A 16,389-nucleotide genomic window follows, 5' to 3' on the forward strand; every position below is an offset into this window, starting at 1 on the left:
TCACATATAACGCATGTTGATGCTGACGGTGGTTACGCCCGCATCTGCATAAAAACTGACCCGACCAACCGACGGTTTTCCCAGATTGAGGATGCTGATCGACGGATTGTTCGAAAAACCGCCTCCATCCGAGGAAATATCTGTGTTGCCATTGCCATTTTTGTCGTGGCGAACGGCGATCGCATAATGGCCTGCCTCACCAACAGGGATGCAAAAGCTCATCGTGCCGGCACGAGCGCCGCTTTCGATACGGTGCAACCAGCGGCCTTTGGCCAGCCAAGCAGCCTTTGTCGCCGGATAGCTTTGCACCCGCACACGGCCGTTTGAGCTGCGAATCCCGTTGACAATCACCTTCACAGCAGGCCCCTGATCTGCGGCACAGCGACCCATATCATTTGGTATAACGCTTCCAGCCGAGGCCGAATTCGTCATTGCGAGCGCGGCGGCGGCGCAGAAAGCGGCAATGTAACGTGCCATTGCTGTCTCCAATCCCGTTCCTTAAGCGTCGGTCAAACTACGACCAACGATATTGCTCCTGATCCTGTTCGGGTATATCGGAACGATTTGCGGCCAAATTAGGGTGACAGGGCGACCACAAGTTGAAATTTTTGACTGCCACGGACCGCTATATCGCAAAGCTTGTCGCGTTGCCGCTTATCGGCACGCTGGTGATTGCCGCGATGTTGCTGCTGCTCGACAAGATGCTGCGCCTGTTCGACTTCGTCGCGGCAGAGGGCGGCCCTGTTGATGTTGTCTGGCGAATGCTCGCCAATCTGATCCCCGAATATATGTCGCTCGGCATTCCGATCGGGCTGTTGCTGGGCATATTGCTTGCCTTTCGCAAGCTGGCGACCACCTCTGAAATCGATATCTTCCGGGCAGTGGGGCAAAGCTATTGGCGGCTGCTGCGCGTTCCCTATCTCTACGCGATCGGGCTGGCGCTGGTGAATTTCGCAATTGTCGGATGGGTGCAGCCCACCTCGCGCTATTTATATGAAGAACTGCGCTTCGATCTGCGGTCAGGTGCGTTGGGCGCATCGATCAAGATTGGCGAGTTCAACAATTTGGGCGACAATCTGACCATGCGGATCGAAGAGAGCCGCAATCAGGGCAATGATCTGTCGGGCCTGTTCGTTTTTGCAGAGAACAAGAAGGGCCAGTCAATTTCGGTATCAGCGGAAAAGGGCAAGTTCCTGCGCACCGACGATCCGGACACCATCATCCTGCGCCTTACCAACGGCACCCTCGTCCATGATGCGCCCACTTACCGAAACCCCCGCGTGTTGAGCTTTTCAAGCCATGACGTGCCGATCGATCTGCCGGAGATCGAACAATTCCGCAGCCGCGGCGGCAAGGATCGCGAATATACTTTCAACGAACTGGTCGAGGTCGGCACCAACGCCAAACTGCCGCAAAGGCTTCGCAATGCCGCTTGGGCGAATTTCAATTTCCGCCTCGTCGAGGTCGCGATGATGCTGTTGCTGCCCTTGCTCGCGCTCGCGCTGGCTATTCCGCCTAAACGATCCACATCGGCGCTTGGCGTCTTCCTGTCGATCGTGATGGTCGTCACCTATCACAAGGTAAATGAATATGCCGAGAGCCTTGGCGCGCTCGGCACGGTCAACCCGGTCATTGCACTCTGGGTGCCCTTCATCGCCTTCGCTGCGCTGATTTTGTGGATGTATCATGTGATTGCCCATGTCCCGGGCGGGCAGCCGATTGGTGCGCTCGAAGTCTTTGCCGCAAAGGCCGGCAAGACGCTCAAAAAACTATTCCGCTTCGGCCGCCGCAAGTCGCGCCTTTTGACGCAGGAGGGCTGACCGATGCGACTGGCCCTTTTCCCGTCCCGCCAGATCGGCTGGTATATGGCGCGGCTGTTTCTGGTGCGGACATTTGCCGTGCTGCTGATGCTGGTGCTCGTGCTGCAAACGCTCGACCTTCTCGGCGAAAGCGGCAAGATTCTGTCGGTGGCAGGCAATAGCGAGGCTGACCTATGGGCCTATGTCGGCATGCGCGTGCCCCAGATTGTCGCGCGCTTCCTGCCATTTTCGGTGTTGCTGGCAACATTGATCACCTTTGCAACACTCAGCCAGAATAGCGAAGTTGTCGCGATGAAGGCCGCTGGCCTCTCCGCACACCAGATACTTGCGCCCATGTTTGCAGCCAGCCTGCTGGTCGCGGGCATTTCCTTTGTGTTCAACGACAATGTTGTCGCACCGGCGACGGCAAAGCTGAAAGTGTGGCAGGATGTCGATTATGGCCCGGTGCCGCTGGATGATGGCGTGCGAACCAATGTCTGGGTCCGCGAGGGCCGCGATCTGATCCAGGTGCGCACCGTTTCCGGCTATGGCAATGCAACGCAATTGCAGGATGTGCGGCTTTACCAGCGCATCGACGGCAGCCTGAAAAGCGTGATCCACGCCGAAAGCGGGCGCTGGGACGATGGCGCATGGCGGATCGAAAAGGTGCGGATTTTCGATCTGAGCAAGGCCGAGCAGCAGCAGCTACCTGCTCTGGTGGTCGGACGCGGGATTGATCCCGAAAGGTTCAATCGCAAGAAAGTCGATGGCGATGCGCTCGGTTTCTTTCCGTTGATGCGCGCAATCGACGATTTGAAGGCCGCAGGACGGCGGACCGATACGCTTGAGGGCATTTTGTGGCACAAGATTTCGGGCCCGCTCTCTGCATTGCTCATGCCCTTGCTCGGCGCCATTGCAGCCTTTGGCCTTGCACGCTCGGGTGCGCTCTTCCTGCGCGCAGTCATCGGCATGGCACTGGGTTTTGCCTATTTCGTTGCTGACAATTTCGCGCTCGCCATGGGCAATTTGGGCGCTTACCCTCCGTTCATTGCCGCCTGGGCGCCCTTCCTGCTGTTCCTGCTGATCGGCGAGACGGTGCTCGTACGCACCGAAGAATGAGCGGGCCGCAGGAAGAGGCGCTGGTCGAGGCGCAGGCACAGACCATCGATCGCAAGGATGTTGCCAAGGGTGCCGGCCTTGCCGCGGTCGCCCGGCTAGGCGCCTTGATCGAAGTCATCGCGCAGCCTGCTTATACATGGATGTTCGGCCTGACTGGCTATGGCGTCTATGTCGTGCTGTGGGCGATGGTGAACATTCTTGCCAATCTGCTTGATCTCGCCATGGGTCAGGCGTTGCAACGCATCGTTCCCGCCAGCGCAAATGAAACCGAACGCCATGGCGCCGTCCGCTTCGCGTTGCTGGTCAGCACGGGGCTCGGCGTTGCCGCGGGGGTCATCATCAGCATTTCAGCCTCTATGCTTGCACCGTGGATCGCAACCGCCCCCGGGGATGCGGCGCAATTACCGCAGGCAATCGCGATCTTTGCATGGAGCCTTCCGCTTTGGATCTTTGTCGAAACCGCGACCGCGGCTGCGCGGGCCAAGCGCGCCTTTGGCCCGGAAATCAGGCTGCGGATATTCTGGGAGCAGATTGCACGGCTTGTCTTTGCTGCAGGTTTCTTTCTTGCAGGCTTCGGCTTTGAAGGGCTGCTTTTTGCACATCTGGCGTCGCTGGCGCTCACCGCTTGGCTGAGTTGGAAATTGCTGGCCCGCTATTATGACGCCGGCCTGCTGTTGCGCGCACCGATCCCGGCCCATCTAAGCGGAAATGCTCTGGCGACAGGGCTTGCGATGCTGCCTCCGGCGCTTGCGCGGCGCGCCTATAATGATCTGCCTCCGATCCTGCTGAACCTGATGATCCCCGGTGCGGGTGGCGCGGCGGCGGCCGGCATATTCGGTATCGCGCGCAAGATCGCATCGATCCCGCTGATCGTGCGCCAATCTTTCCTCTATGTGCTGGCACCGCTGGCATCGGCACAGGCTGCGCTCGACCGCCGGGAGATCGCGCCGCTCTATAGCTTTTCGACGCATGTATCGCTGCTGCTTGCGGCGCCGCTCGCCGGTTTCCTGATCCTCGTCGCCGCCGACATGCTCAGCGCCTTTGCACCGGGGAGCGAGGCGGGACTGTCGGTCGTGATCATCCTGCTGGCCGCACGGGCGGCAGAGGCGGCATTGGGCCCGGCCACACCGATTATCGAGATGACAGGGCATCGCATATTGCCCTTGGCCAACAGCCTGGCCGGCCTTGTTATCTGGCTGGCGCTCGGGATGTGGCTGGTGCCGCAGCGCGGCGCCGAAGGGATGGCGATGGCCGTTTCCGCGGCAGTGGTGCTGACGGCAATCCTCGCAATGGTCGAGCTGTACTGGGTCGACCGCATCTCCCCGCTGGGGCATGGCTTCTGGCGGGCGCTGTTCTCCGCGGCTGGCTGTATCGCACTTTTGTGGGGATTGGGCGAACTGCTCTCCCCTATTGGGCAGCCGGTGCGCGCACTCTCGCTGCTCGTCCTGTTCTGGCCTGCACTGTGGGTCACGCTGCGCATCGGCCTATTGCCCGAGGACAAGGCTGGGCTGGGCAGTTTCGCGCGAAAGCTGCGCCTCTAAGCGGTTGCTCTAAACGCAGCATCGACGCATAAGGCGCGCCGGTGGAATAAGAGGGGCAGTCATCATGCAAGCAGGCGAAGTGCGGATCGAACGGGTGACGGGCAAAGGCGCGACTGCCGAATTTATCGACCTGCCTTTCCGCCTTTATGCCGATGATCCCAATTGGGTGCCGCCGTTAAAGGATGAAGTGCGCGGCTTGCTGACGCCGGGTAAAAACCCCTGGTTCGAACATGCCGAGGCTCAGCTTTTCCTCGCGCGGCGCGCAGGCGAAGTGGTCGGCCGCATTTCCGCCCATATCGACTATCTGGCGCTGCAGCAGCCTGCCGAACAGGGCATGGGCCCCGGCACGGGCTTCTGGGGTTTTTACGAGGCAGAGAGCGCCGAGATTGGCAAGCTGTTGCTCGACGAGGCCGCAAGTTGGCTGCGCACGCGCGGCATGACGCAGATGCTGGGCCCTGTAAGTTTCGCTATGTGGGATGAACCGGGATTGTTGGTCGAAGGGCATGATCATCCGCCGACCGTAATGATGGGGTTCAACAGCGCCGCCTATCAGGCGTGGATCGAGGCCGAGGGCCATGAAAAGGCAGAGGATCTTTATACCTATGCGCTGAAGATTGACGAGGGTTTCCCCGAACTGACCAACCGTATCGTCGCCATGGGCGAGAAAAGCGGCAAGATCAAAGTCCGCCGGGTGAACAAGCGCCGCTTCGATGAAGAAGCAGCCCTGATCCTGTCGATCCTCAACGATGCCTGGAGCGACAATTGGGGCTTTGTTCCCTTCACCCCAGCCGAGGTCGCCTATGCCGGCAAAAAATTGAAACCCATCGTCTTCGAAGACCTGATCCGCGTCGCCGAAATCGACGGTGAACCGGTTGCCTTCATGATGACCGTGCCTGATTTGAACGAACAGCTGGTAAAATATGGCGGATCCTTATGGCCGTTCAACTGGGCAAAGCTGCTCTGGTGGCTGAATGTCGGAACGCCGCAGGTCACCACAATGCGTGTGCCATTGATGGGCGTCGTCAAGAAATTGCAGGGAAGCCGCATGGCAAGCCAGTTGGCCTTCATGATGATCGAATATATCCGTCGCGATTCGGTGACGAAATTCGGTGCGACCCGCGGCGATTTCGGCTGGGTCCTGTCGTCAAACGGCCCCATGGGTTCGGTCGGCGAAGCCGTTGGCGGCAAGAAGAGCAAGGTTTACCGCATCTACCGCAAGGCGCTTTAAAGCCCGCGCCCTGCCCTTCCGGCCAGTTCAACCGCATAATGCCACGCGATCCGGCCTGATCGGCCGCCCCGCTGATGCGCAAAGGCAAGCGCATCGGCCGCGTCCCAGTCGAGGCTAAAATGCGCGGCATAGGCGGCCACCATTCCCAGGAAGGCCGGCTGGTCGGGATATTGAAAACCGAGTTTGAGGCCAAAGCGATCAGCCAGCGCCAGCCTGTCGTCGGCAACGTCACGGGCATTAACGGCGGCGTCTTCCTCATCTTGGCGGCGCTCAACGATGTTACGCCGGTTCGAGGTCACATAAAGCCGGACATTGGCCGGGCGCGCTTCTGACCCGCCTTCGAGCAAGGAGCGGAGACGACGCGGCGCGGCATCATCGCCTTCAAAGGCCATATCGTCGATGAACAGAATGAAGCGGCGGTCGTACGCTGCCAGAAGCGCGAACAGTTCAGGCAGGCTGGCAAGCTGGTCGGCGGAGGTTTCGACAAGCGCAACCGGCAGCCCATCGGCCTGCAGGCCCGCGAGCACCGATTTGACCAGAGCCGACTTTCCCATGCCGCGCGCACCCCAAAGCAGCACATCATGCGCGGCATGGCCCTGTGCGAGACGGAGGCTGTTTTGCGTGACAGCATCCTTTTGTCGGTCGACGCCGACGATCAGATCGGCCGGCAGCGGGGCAAAATGGGCAATCGCCGCCAAACCGCGGCCATCCCAATGATAGGCCGGATGCGCGCCAAGATCGGCGGATAGGCGGGGCGGCGGAACCAGCCGTTCAAGCGCACCGGCAATTCGGCGAAGGGTTTCACTATCGGTCACGCCCTGCCCCTTCCGGTTTCGTCATGCTGAAACAGTTTCAGCATTTACGCCGCCAGTTCGTCCGCATCCAAGGCATAGAGCAAATCCGCTCCCGCCATCGCGCTGCCCTTCAAAGACAGCGCCTCAGGCACCATCACGTCCAGATAATAGCGGCAGGCAGCAATCTTGGCCTTAAGGAACGGCGTGTCGCCACCTTCCGCCTCGGCCGCCGCCAATTGCCGCGCCATCAGCCAGCCGCTGGTCGCCACCGCCATCATCGTCGTGAAGGGATAGCTGCCTGCCAGCCGGTCGTCGGTCGACGCTGAACCGATCATCCATTCGGCAATTTCAGCACAGGCCCCGGCCAGCGCCTTCAGCGCGCCATGATTGCCAGCCTCCTGCCCAATCCGCGCCAGAAGGTCGCGCACAGCGTCCCCGCCGCGCATGCCAAGCTTGCGGCCGACAAGATCGGCCGCCTGGATACCATTGGTGCCTTCGTAAATCGCAGCAATGCGGATATCGCGATACAGCTGCGCCGCGCCGGTTTCCTCTACATAGCCCATGCCACCATGCACCTGAATGCCAAGCGACGCGATCTCGCTGCCCATATCGGTGCCATAGGTTTTGGCCAGCGGGGTCAGGAGGTCGACCATCTCCTGCGCGCCCTCAATCCCCAGCGCCGCGCGATCGACAAAGCCGCTGGCGCAATAAAGCAGCGCGCGGATCGCCTGCGTCCCCGCCTTCATCCGCATCAGCATGCGGCGGACATCGGGATGTTCAACGATAGCGACGGAATCGCGGCTCGCCCCGCCGGCACGAGCCGACTGCACCCGATCCCGGGCAAAGGCGACCGCCTTTTGCGTCGCCGCCTCGGCAATCTGCACGCCTTCAAGTCCGACATTGAGTCGCGCATTGTTCATCATCGTGAACATCGCGCGCATGCCGCCAAATTCGGGGCCGATCAATTCGCCGATGCAATCGCCTTCCTCGCCATAGGCAAGCACGCAGGTAGGTGAGGCATTGATCCCCATCTTATGCTCGATCGAAACCGTCTTGATATCCTGTTCAGCGCCCAGCGAACCATCGGGATTCACAAGATATTTGGGTACCAGGAAGAGCGAAATACCCTTTGTCCCCGGGGGTGCATCGGGCGTGCGTGCCAGCACAAGATGGACGATATTTTCCACCATGTCATGGTCGCCGAAGCTGATGTAAATCTTCTGGCCTCTGATCTGGTAAGTGCCGTCGCCACGCGGCGTCGCGCTTGCCTTCAGCGCGCCGACATCGCTGCCTGCCTGTGGTTCGGTGAGGTTCATCGTACCAGACCATTCGGCGGTCGAAAGCTTGGGCAAATACATCGCCTTTTGCGCATCGGAGCCGTGGTGATGGATCGCCTCGATCGCGCCGACCGACAGGATCGGACAGAGCGCAAAGGCCATGTTGGCGGCCCCGAGCGAATCGAGCGCGACGCTCGCAAGGGTGAAAGGCAGGCCCTGCCCGCCATAGGCTGCAGGCGCGTTGATCGATCCCCAACCATTGGCGACATAGGCCTTGTAAGCATCAACATAGCCTTCGGGCATCCGCACCCGCCCATCGATCAGCCGGGCACCGACGGTATCGCCAATCCGGCGCAGCGGATAGAATTGCTCCTCGGCAAATTCGCCGATGCCGCCGACAATCGCCTCGACCATGTCGGGGCTGGCATCGGCAAAGCGAGCATGCCCCGCCAGTTCATCGATGCCGGTGATATGCTTGAGCACGAACAATTGTTCGGCGACGGGTGCGGTGAAGGTCATCTTTTGCCCTGTTGTTGGAAGGTTACACCGCCTATAGCGCGGGATGATGGCAGGCTCAAATCCCCTAGGTCAAAGCCCTATGACAAAGGCCGATGACGGCGGAATCGACGCTGCAGTCGATGCATTGCGCGCGGGCCATGTTGTCGCGATTCCGACCGAGACCGTCTACGGCCTTGCCGCCGATGCCAGCAACGCGGAAGCCGTTGCCCGCATCTATCGCACCAAGGGACGGCCCGATTTCAATCCGCTGATCGTGCACGTTCCCGATCATGCCACCGCCGAAACGCTTGCCCGGTTCGATGATCGCGCAAGCAGGCTTGCCGCGCGTTTCTGGCCGGGGCCATTGACGCTTGTCCTGCCGCTCTTGCCCGGTGCGCCGGTGGCCAGCGCCGTGACCGCAGGACTTGCCACCATTGCGCTGCGCTGCCCCGCGCATCCGGTGATGCAGGCCGTGCTGCAACGCAGTGGCCTGTGCCTTGCTGCGCCCTCTGCCAACCGCAGTGGCGGGATCAGCCCGACCCGCGCCGAACATGTGGCGCACAGCCTTGGCGCAGATACACCGCTGCTGCTCGATGCAGGGCCATGCAGTGCGGGGCTGGAATCGACGATTGTCGCGGTACGCGAAAATGGCTGGCAGTTGCTGCGCCCCGGCCCGGTAACCACCGCTGCGATTGAGGGCCTTCTTGGCGAGCCGCCTTTGCCCGTTACCGAAGCCAAAATCGAAGCCCCCGGCCAGCTTGCGAGCCATTATGCACCGACCAAGCCCGTGCGCCTGAATGGCGAAACTGCGCAAGACGATGAATGGCATATCGGTTTTGGCGCGATTGCAGGCGATGACAATCTGTCGCCCGACGGCGATCTGGCCATGGCAGCTGCACGGCTGTTCGATGCCCTCCACCGCGCCGACGCAAGCGACCGGCGCGCCATCGTCGTTGCGCCGATCCCAGATCTGGGCATTGGTGCTGCGATCAATGACAGGCTGCGGCGGGCGGCAGCGTGAAGCTGCTGGTCGCTTTGCTCTCGCTATGCGGCCTGCTCGGGCTGGCAGCGACGGCGCGCAACGCACCGCCACAGGATCCTGTTGTCGTCGCCTATCAGGAACTGATCGCAACCGACTTGCGTCTTGCAACTGTCGGCTATCATCTGGCGAAAGGCAGTGCGGACTATTGCCGCAATAAATGGCGCAATCCCGGCTGGGTGCTGCATGACGAACGCCAATATCCAGACCTCGCGCTAGCCCGCCGCGCCTTTACCTTTCGCCGACCGGTCAGCATTGCGGCGTTGGTACCCGATGGTCCGGCAGAAAAGGCCGGCATGCAGGTCGGCGACGGTTTGGTCGGAACCGATAATGGCTTGATCTGGTATGGTGGGGATCCAATTCGTCACCAGCCTTCGGTCGATCGGCTTGATTCGGTGAAGGACGGATTGCGCAAGATTTTGGCGCAGAGCGGTCCCATCGCCTATCGCATGGAAACCGCAAGCAGCATGTCCCAACGCAATGAATTTTCGCGCTTCACGCTTGATCCGCCCGAAATCTGTGCATCCGATGTCTGGGTCGATGTCAGCGGCAAACGCGATGCTGGCGCCGATGGTGAACGGGTGCGGGTCACGAGCGGCCTGATCGCCTATGTACGCGACGATGACGAGCTGGCCGCTGTCGTGGCGCATGAAATGGCGCACAACCTGCTTGACCACCGCGCACGCATCAACGCGGCTAAGAGCGGGAAGACGCGCATCACCCGTGAAACCGAGGAGGAAGCCGACCGGCTGTCAGTCTGGCTGATGGCCAATGCAGGCTATGATCCCGAAGCGGCGGTCACATTCTGGGAACGTTATGGCGCGGAAACAGGGCTCGGCATATTTACCGAACCCACCCATAATCGCTGGCAGACCCGCGTCGCGATGTTGCAGGAGGAAATTGCCCGGATCAATGCAACCGCCGCAGTCGCAGGCCGGCGCGATCCGCCCTTGCTGGCCCGGCACCGGAGCGTGCAATAAATTGCATTTCAAAATGCAATCGACTGTTTCCTTATGTCCGCAAATCTCTTAACTGTTGGCGATAGAGAGAAATGGGAGGGAAAGTGCCAGTTCGAGCACATCGCCTTACAATTGCCGGATTATTGCTAAGCCTGTCGCTTGCCGGCTGTGCTGATGAACCGGCGACTGTGAACAGTTCAGAGGAAGTCTTTCCCGTCCAGACAATGACGGTGCAGCCCGGCAATATGGTGCAGACGTTGAGCGCCATAGGCACTGTGCGCTATCGCCGCGAAACGCCGCTTGGCTTTACCTCGGCAGGCAAGGTTGCCCGGGTAAGATTCGAAGAAGGCGATACCGTGCGCCAGGGCGCATTGCTCGCCGCGCTCGATACCACCAGTGTTGGCGCCGACCTGAGCATCGCCGAAGCGGAACGCAGCCGCGCCCAAGCCGATTTCGAACGCATCAAGCAGCTCTATGCAGAAGGCTGGATAACCAAGGCACGCTATGAAGCCGCCGAAGCCGCCGCCAAAGGCGCAACCGCGCGCGTTGCACAGGCAGGTTTTGCGAGCGGAACGGCACAGCTTTACGCGCCGTCCAACGGCGTCGTGCTGACCCGCAATGTCCAGCCTGGCCAGGTCATTGCCGCAGGCACGCCTGCGCTGATCCTGGGCGAGGCGGATGACGGCTTTGTCTTTCGCGCACCCGTGATTGATCGCAACGCTAGCCGGCTGCGCATCGGCATGCCGGCGCAAATTTCCTTGCCGGCACTTGGCAACGCCCCGGTGACCGCAACAATCAGCGAAATTGACGGCCGGGCCAATCAGGCGACCGGCGCCTTCACCGTCCAGTTCAAACTGCCGTCTGCCGCCGGACTGAAATCGGGCCAGATCGGCACTGCGAGCATCGCCCTTCCTGCCGCCGAGGACGGGTCGTTGCAGATCCCGGCAAGCGCCATTTTTGGCCTGCGCACCGGGGAGGCTCTTGTCTATATCGTCGATCCCAAGACCAGCCGCGTCGAAACCCGCAATGTCGCTGTTGAGCGGCTGACCGACGGTTTCGTGATCGTCACCGGCGGCTTGAAGCAGGGCGACATGCTGGTGGTCAAAGGTGCGGAAAAACTGCGGACCGGCGCCAAGGTACGCACGACACGGGCAGCCAATTGATATGCCGCCGCGCATAGCCGGAACAGCAAGGCCATGAACTTTACCGAAATTGCCATCCGCCGCTGGCAGTTGACGCTTGTCCTCTTCGCGCTGCTCTCGGCGCTTGGCTATTCTGCCTTTTCGACCATACCCCGCGCGGTTGACCCGCATTTCCCGCTTCCGGTCGTGGTGATCACCGCGATCCAGCCCGGCGCCGATGCGGCCGAGATGGAGCAGACGGTCGCCAAGCCGATCGAAGAACTGATGCAGGGTCTGGAGGACGTCAAGGAGATCGTATCCGCCAGCAATGACAGCAGCGCCGTCATTCGCGCCGAGTTCGACTGGTCGGGCGATCCGGACCGTTATTTCAACGACACTGTCCGTGAAGTCACTGCGATCCGGAGCAGGCTGCCCGCTGATCTTGCCCGTCTCGATTTCAAAAAGATGCGCACCACCAACGCGTCGGTGTTGCAAATTGCGCTGGTCAGCGAGACCGCAAGCTGGCGGCGGATGGAAAAATATGGCCGCGACATAAGCGAGGCTTTTTCACGCTACACATCGGTGCGTGAGGCCGAAGTGCATGGCTTGTCACAACCGGAAGTGACCGTTGCTGTCGATCCGGCCCGGCTGGCGGAGCTGCAATTGCCTGCCAGCCTTGTCGCCGATGCGCTGCGCCTGGGCGGCGCCGATGTGGCGAGCGGCGCAGTGGTCAGCGGCACGCGGCGGTTCAATGTCGAGGCAGGCGGCGCGTTCAAGAACCTTGACGCCATCCGCAACCTGCCCTTGCGCGCAAACAATGGTTCGATCCTGCGCGTCGGCGATGTCGCAAAGGTCTATTGGGGCGCAGAAGAAGCCCGTACCCGGCTGTTCCACAATGGCAAACGCGCCATCTGGATTACCGCCAACCAAAAGGCGGGTACAGACGCCACCAAGCTGCGCGACGCACTGCTGGAAGAGCTTGAGCTGCAGAAAAAGACCTTGCCGCCCGATATCGATGTCGTGATGCAGTTCGACCAGAGCCGGGATATCGCAACCCGGCTGCGCGAACTGGCGCGCGATTTCGCGATCGCACTGTTCCTTGTGATGTTCACGCTGCTGCCATTGGGGTGGCGCGCAGCGGCGATTGTGATGGTCTCGATTCCGCTCTCGCTCGCATCCGGCTTGCTCGCGGTCTATGCTGCAGGCTTCAATCTCAGCCAGCTGGTTGTGGCCGGCTTCATCCTGTCTCTGGGCTTGCTGGTCGACGATTCGATTGTCGTCATAGAGAATATCTCGCGCCATCTGCGCATGGGCAAGGAACGCATCCAGGCGGCCATCGAAGGCACAAAGGAAATCCAGCTTGCGGTGCTGGGATCAACCGGCGTTCTCATCTTCGCCTTTTTCCCGATGCTGTTCCTGCCTGAAGGCGCAGGGCAATATACCCGCAGCTTCATCGCCACGATCATCTTCACCGTCACCGCGTCGCTGGTCATATCGCTTACCATCATCCCCTTCCTCGCAAGCCGGATGTTGAAGCGTGATGAAGACGAGCATGGCAACCGGCTGCTGCAATGGCTGATGCGCAACATCGACCATTTCTATCGCCCCCTGCTGCACAAGGCATTGGAGGCACCGCGCAAGACGGTGTGGGGCGCATTGGCCGTGACCATCGCGGCCTTTGGGTTGGTACCCGTGCTGGGCTTCAGCCTTTTCCCGGACGCCGATGCCAGCTATTTCCGCGTCAAGATCGATGCGGAACAGGGCACCAGCCTCGATGAGACCCAGCGCATTGTCCGCAAGGTTTCCGACATTCTTGCCAAGGAACCAACGATTGAAGTGCGCGCCGAAAATGTCGGCCGGTTCAATCCCTCGGTTTTCTATAATAGTTTCGAAACGGTCGAGACGACGACCGAGGGCGAAGTGCTTGCCGTCATGGACAAATGGCATGGCCGCGAAAGCCGCGAGATGGTGGATCGGCTGCGCAAGCAGTTTGAAGAGATTAGCGGTGCGCGCGTCAAGCTGGTGCTTTTCCAGAATGGGGCGCCGATCAATGCGCCGGTCGAATTCCGCGTCGTGGGCCCTGACCTTGACATGTTGAAGTCGCTCGCCGCAAAAGTGCAGGCAGTGCTGCATGAAACGCCCGGCACGCGCGACATTGTGAACCCGGTTGCCAACGACCGGATCGACCTCGACATGCAGATTGACGATGCCAAGGCCGCGTTGCTCGACATTCCGGCAGGTTCGCCGCGCCGCACGATCCGGCTTGCGCTATCAGGTGAACGGGCCGGCACTTTCCGCGACAGTGAAGGCGACAGCTATCCGGTAACCGTGCGGCTTCCGCTTGATGGTACGCAGCCGGTTTCGGCGCTCGATTCAATCTATCTCGCCAGCCGCAGCGGTGCGCCGGTTGCACTTGGCGAAATCACCGATCCTGAACTGGTCGCCGTGCCCCCATTGATCAAACGCCGCAATCTCGAACGCACGGTCGAAATCACCGCGCAAACACAGGAAGGCGCACTTCCGTCGAAGGTCACGGTCGATGCAAAGGCGCGGATGGAAAAGATCGATCTGCCACCCGGCTATTCGATCCGGGTCGGCGGCGAAGCGGAAAAGATCAACGATACCTTTTCGGGGTTCGGTCCGGTCATCCTGATCGCGCTGTTCATCATATTCGGCATTCTCGTTGCCGAATTCGGTGAGTTCCGTGAAGCGCTGGTGGTGGCAGGGGTGATCCCGCTCGGCACCTTTGGCGGCTTCCTCGCACTGCTAGTGACCGGCAATAATCTGTCTTTCCTTGCCGTAATCGGTTTTGTCGCGCTGATCGGGATCGAGATCAAAAATTCGATCCTGCTCGTCGATTTCACCACCCAATTGCGTGCGCGCGGACTGGCGCTGCGCGAGGCGATCGAACAGGCCGGTGAAGTGCGCTTCCTGCCGGTGCTGCTGACATCGGTGACGGCCATTGGCGGGCTGCTGCCGCTCGCCATTTTCGGCGGCAACCTATACGGGCCGCTGGCAATCGTGCTGATCGGCGGACTTATTTCGTCGACCCTCTTGTCGCGCATCGTCACGCCCGCCATGTATCTGCTGGTGGTAAGAGGACGCGAAGAAAAGAAGGAAGCGGCAATTGGCTGAGGCAATTTTTGCGGGTGGATGTTTCTGGTGCACCGAAGCGGTGTTCAAACAGCTGGCCGGGGTAAATAGCGTTGAAAGCGGATATATTGGCGGCAGCGTCGCCAATCCCGATTACAAACTGGTCTGCACGGGCACAACCGGCCATGCAGAGGCGATCCGCATCGGTTTTGACGAGAGCGTCATTTCCCTCGCAGATCTGCTCGACATCTACTTTGCGACCCACGATCCGACCCAGCTGAACCGGCAGGGCAATGATATCGGGACACAATATCGCTCTGCCATCTTCCCGCTCGATGATGCCCAGCGCGCCGAAGCCGAAGCCGCGATCATACGCGCGCAGCCCGATTGGCCCGCCCCGATCGTCACCACGATTGAAGCCGCAACAACATGGTATCCGGCCGAAGATTATCATCAGGATTATTGGGTCGGCGAAGGTCAGCGCAACTCCTATTGTCTGGCGGTGATACCGCCCAAGCTGGCAAAGCTGAAAAAGGGGTTTGCCGAGCGACTGGCTTAGCCGCCGCCACAGCCATAGCCGTCATGGACAATTAACAATGTTCGATTATGGCTTAACATCATGACGCACAAACCGATCCGCAAGGCCGTGTTTCCCGTTGCCGGCCTTGGCACCCGCTTTCTGCCTGCGACCAAGGCGATCCCGAAGGAGATGCTGCCTGTCGTGGACCGGCCGCTGATCCAATATGCGGTCGACGAAGCGCGCGAGGCGGGGATTGAGCAGATGATCTTCGTCACCGGTCGCGGCAAGAGCGCGATCGAGGATCATTTCGACATCGCCTTCGAACTCGAACGCACGATGACCGATCGCGGCAAAGATATTTCGGTGCTGGAACCGACGCGCCTTGGCCCCGGCAATTGCGCCTATGTGCGCCAGCAGGAACCGATGGGCCTTGGCCATGCCATTTGGTGCGCGCGCGACATTGTCGGCGATGAACCCTTTGCGATCTTCCTGCCCGATGAATTCATGCACGGGTCACCCGGCTGCATGGCGCAGATGGTAGCAGAATATGAGAAAGTAGGCGGCAACCTGCTTTCTGTGCTCGAAGTGCCGCGCGAGCAAGTCTCCAGCTATGGCGTGATCGACCCCGGCCAGGCCGAAGGCAAGCTGACCGAAGTCAAAGGCCTTGTCGAAAAGCCCAAGGTCGATGCAGCGCCTTCGAACCTCATCATCTCGGGCCGCTATATCCTGCAGCCCGAAGTGATGCGCGTGTTGGAACATCAAGGCAAAGGCGCAGGCGGCGAGATCCAGTTGACCGACGCTATGGCGCAGATGATCGGCGAGCAGCCCTTCCATGCGGTCACCTTTAACGGTGCGCGATATGATTGCGGATCGAAGGTCGGCTATATCGAGGCCAATCTCGCCGTTGCGCTCTCACGCCCCGACATGGCTGACGAGGTGCGGGCAGTGGCACGCCGATTGGCGGGCTGACAGACCGAAGCGTTCGGTTTATGTGCACTCTGCGTCGGCATAGAAGTGCCGGCAAAATGGAGTTCCAATCTCATGCGCCTGCTTTTTCCCCTATTGTGCCTGCCATTGCTGGGCGGCTGCGTCGCATCGGTTGTCGGCGATGTCGTCACGGCACCGGTCAAGGTCGCTTCAAAGACCGCCGATGTCTTGACCACCAGCCAATCGGAAGCGGACGAGAATCGCGGGCGGGCGATGCGCGAGCATGAGGAACGGTTGGGCAAATTGTCGCGGAAGGCGAAAAAGGCGCAGAACAAATGCGAAGACGGCGATCGCGATGCGTGCGAGAGGCTGGAGGATATCGAGCAAGAGATCGCCAAGGAGCGCAAGCGCGCCTATCGGTGAACATGGCTTGATCGCCCTGCCAGCGCAGCGCGGCCAGAAATGAAAAGCCCG

The 16,389-nt window shown here is 60.5% G+C and carries 14 protein-coding genes; 11 read left to right on the plus strand and 3 right to left on the minus strand.

Annotated features, from left to right (window positions below; all coding sequences use genetic code 11):
• A complete protein-coding gene (locus RSE16_01340) occupies nucleotides 1-477 on the minus strand; it encodes a DUF2141 domain-containing protein (protein WRH76143.1) in 477 nt (158 codons plus the stop codon).
• A 122-nt stretch (nucleotides 478-599) separates the two neighbouring features.
• Here RSE16_01340 and lptF point away from each other — a divergent pair, with 122 nt between their 5' ends.
• The 4 genes from lptF to RSE16_01360 all read left to right on the plus strand — a co-directional run bounded on the left by lptF (nucleotide 600) and on the right by RSE16_01360 (nucleotide 5,687).
• Nucleotides 600-1,820 (plus strand): LPS export ABC transporter permease LptF, encoded by a 1,221-nt coding sequence (lptF, locus tag RSE16_01345; GenBank protein ID WRH76144.1) that lies wholly within the window; start codon nucleotides 600-602, stop codon nucleotides 1,818-1,820.
• A 3-nt stretch (nucleotides 1,821-1,823) separates the two neighbouring features.
• On the plus strand, nucleotides 1,824-2,918 hold the full coding sequence (gene lptG, locus RSE16_01350; protein ID WRH76145.1) for an LPS export ABC transporter permease LptG: 1,095 nt from the start codon (nucleotides 1,824-1,826) through the stop codon (nucleotides 2,916-2,918).
• On the plus strand, nucleotides 2,915-4,459 hold the full coding sequence (locus tag RSE16_01355; protein ID WRH76146.1) for a polysaccharide biosynthesis C-terminal domain-containing protein: 1,545 nt from the start codon (nucleotides 2,915-2,917) through the stop codon (nucleotides 4,457-4,459). The genes lptG and RSE16_01355 overlap by 4 nt, the downstream gene beginning before the upstream one ends.
• A 64-nt stretch (nucleotides 4,460-4,523) precedes the next feature.
• Nucleotides 4,524-5,687, plus strand: a complete 1,164-nt coding sequence (locus tag RSE16_01360; protein ID WRH76147.1) for an N-acetyltransferase — start codon at nucleotides 4,524-4,526, stop codon at nucleotides 5,685-5,687.
• Here RSE16_01360 and RSE16_01365 read toward each other — a convergent pair.
• Both RSE16_01365 and RSE16_01370 read right to left on the minus strand, forming a co-directional pair.
• Nucleotides 5,684-6,502, minus strand: a complete 819-nt coding sequence (locus tag RSE16_01365) for an ATP-binding protein (GenBank protein ID WRH76148.1) — start codon at nucleotides 6,500-6,502, stop codon at nucleotides 5,684-5,686. The genes RSE16_01360 and RSE16_01365 overlap by 4 nt on opposite strands.
• 44 nt (nucleotides 6,503-6,546) lie before the next feature.
• Nucleotides 6,547-8,277, minus strand: a complete 1,731-nt coding sequence (locus RSE16_01370; protein ID WRH76149.1) for an acyl-CoA dehydrogenase — start codon at nucleotides 8,275-8,277, stop codon at nucleotides 6,547-6,549.
• 79 nt (nucleotides 8,278-8,356) lie between these two features.
• Here RSE16_01370 and RSE16_01375 point away from each other — a divergent pair, with 79 nt between their 5' ends.
• The 7 genes from RSE16_01375 to RSE16_01405 all read left to right on the plus strand — a co-directional run bounded on the left by RSE16_01375 (nucleotide 8,357) and on the right by RSE16_01405 (nucleotide 16,338).
• On the plus strand, nucleotides 8,357-9,277 hold the full coding sequence (locus RSE16_01375) for an L-threonylcarbamoyladenylate synthase (protein WRH76150.1): 921 nt from the start codon (nucleotides 8,357-8,359) through the stop codon (nucleotides 9,275-9,277).
• Nucleotides 9,274-10,275 carry a M48 family metalloprotease gene (locus tag RSE16_01380; GenBank protein ID WRH76151.1) on the plus strand — a complete coding sequence of 334 codons (1,002 nt, stop codon included), beginning with the start codon at nucleotides 9,274-9,276 and terminating at the stop codon, nucleotides 10,273-10,275. The genes RSE16_01375 and RSE16_01380 overlap by 4 nt, the downstream gene beginning before the upstream one ends.
• A gap of 83 nt (nucleotides 10,276-10,358) precedes the next feature.
• Nucleotides 10,359-11,417, plus strand: a complete 1,059-nt coding sequence (locus tag RSE16_01385) for an efflux RND transporter periplasmic adaptor subunit (GenBank protein ID WRH76152.1) — start codon at nucleotides 10,359-10,361, stop codon at nucleotides 11,415-11,417.
• Nucleotides 11,418-11,450: 33 nt separating this feature from the next.
• On the plus strand, nucleotides 11,451-14,510 hold the full coding sequence (locus RSE16_01390) for an efflux RND transporter permease subunit (GenBank protein WRH76153.1): 3,060 nt from the start codon (nucleotides 11,451-11,453) through the stop codon (nucleotides 14,508-14,510).
• Complete coding sequence (gene msrA, locus RSE16_01395) at nucleotides 14,503-15,027, plus strand: peptide-methionine (S)-S-oxide reductase MsrA (protein WRH76154.1); 525 nt, start codon at nucleotides 14,503-14,505, stop codon at nucleotides 15,025-15,027. Before RSE16_01390 ends, msrA begins: the two co-directional genes overlap by 8 nt.
• Before the next feature lie 60 nt (nucleotides 15,028-15,087).
• Entirely contained in the window at nucleotides 15,088-15,957 is an 870-nt protein-coding gene (galU, locus tag RSE16_01400; GenBank protein ID WRH76155.1) for a UTP--glucose-1-phosphate uridylyltransferase GalU, read from the plus strand.
• Nucleotides 15,958-16,029: 72 nt separating this feature from the next.
• Complete coding sequence (locus RSE16_01405) at nucleotides 16,030-16,338, plus strand: hypothetical protein (GenBank protein ID WRH76156.1); 309 nt, start codon at nucleotides 16,030-16,032, stop codon at nucleotides 16,336-16,338.
• The last annotated feature ends 51 nt before the right edge of the window (nucleotides 16,339-16,389 follow it).

It is taken from the genome of Sphingobium sp. (assembly GCA_035196065.1).
In the GTDB taxonomy this organism is placed as follows: Bacteria; Pseudomonadota; Alphaproteobacteria; order Sphingomonadales; family Sphingomonadaceae; genus Sphingorhabdus_B; species Sphingorhabdus_B rara.

Excerpts from the sequence above, each read along its gene's own strand:
- RSE16_01340 (WRH76143.1), bottom strand. The coding sequence starts at position 477 with ATGGCACGTTACATTGCCGCTTTCTGCGCCGCCGCCGCGCTCGCAATG.
- lptG (WRH76145.1), top strand. The coding sequence starts at position 1,824 with ATGCGACTGGCCCTTTTCCCGTCCCGCCAGATCGGCTGGTATATGGCG.
- RSE16_01355 (WRH76146.1), top strand. The coding sequence starts at position 2,915 with ATGAGCGGGCCGCAGGAAGAGGCGCTGGTCGAGGCGCAGGCACAGACC.
- RSE16_01360 (WRH76147.1), top strand. The coding sequence starts at position 4,524 with ATGCAAGCAGGCGAAGTGCGGATCGAACGGGTGACGGGCAAAGGCGCG.
- RSE16_01370 (WRH76149.1), bottom strand. The coding sequence starts at position 8,277 with ATGACCTTCACCGCACCCGTCGCCGAACAATTGTTCGTGCTCAAGCAT.
- RSE16_01375 (WRH76150.1), top strand. The coding sequence starts at position 8,357 with ATGACAAAGGCCGATGACGGCGGAATCGACGCTGCAGTCGATGCATTG.
- RSE16_01390 (WRH76153.1), top strand. The coding sequence starts at position 11,451 with ATGAACTTTACCGAAATTGCCATCCGCCGCTGGCAGTTGACGCTTGTC.
- galU (WRH76155.1), top strand. The coding sequence starts at position 15,088 with ATGACGCACAAACCGATCCGCAAGGCCGTGTTTCCCGTTGCCGGCCTT.
- RSE16_01405 (WRH76156.1), top strand. The coding sequence starts at position 16,030 with ATGCGCCTGCTTTTTCCCCTATTGTGCCTGCCATTGCTGGGCGGCTGC.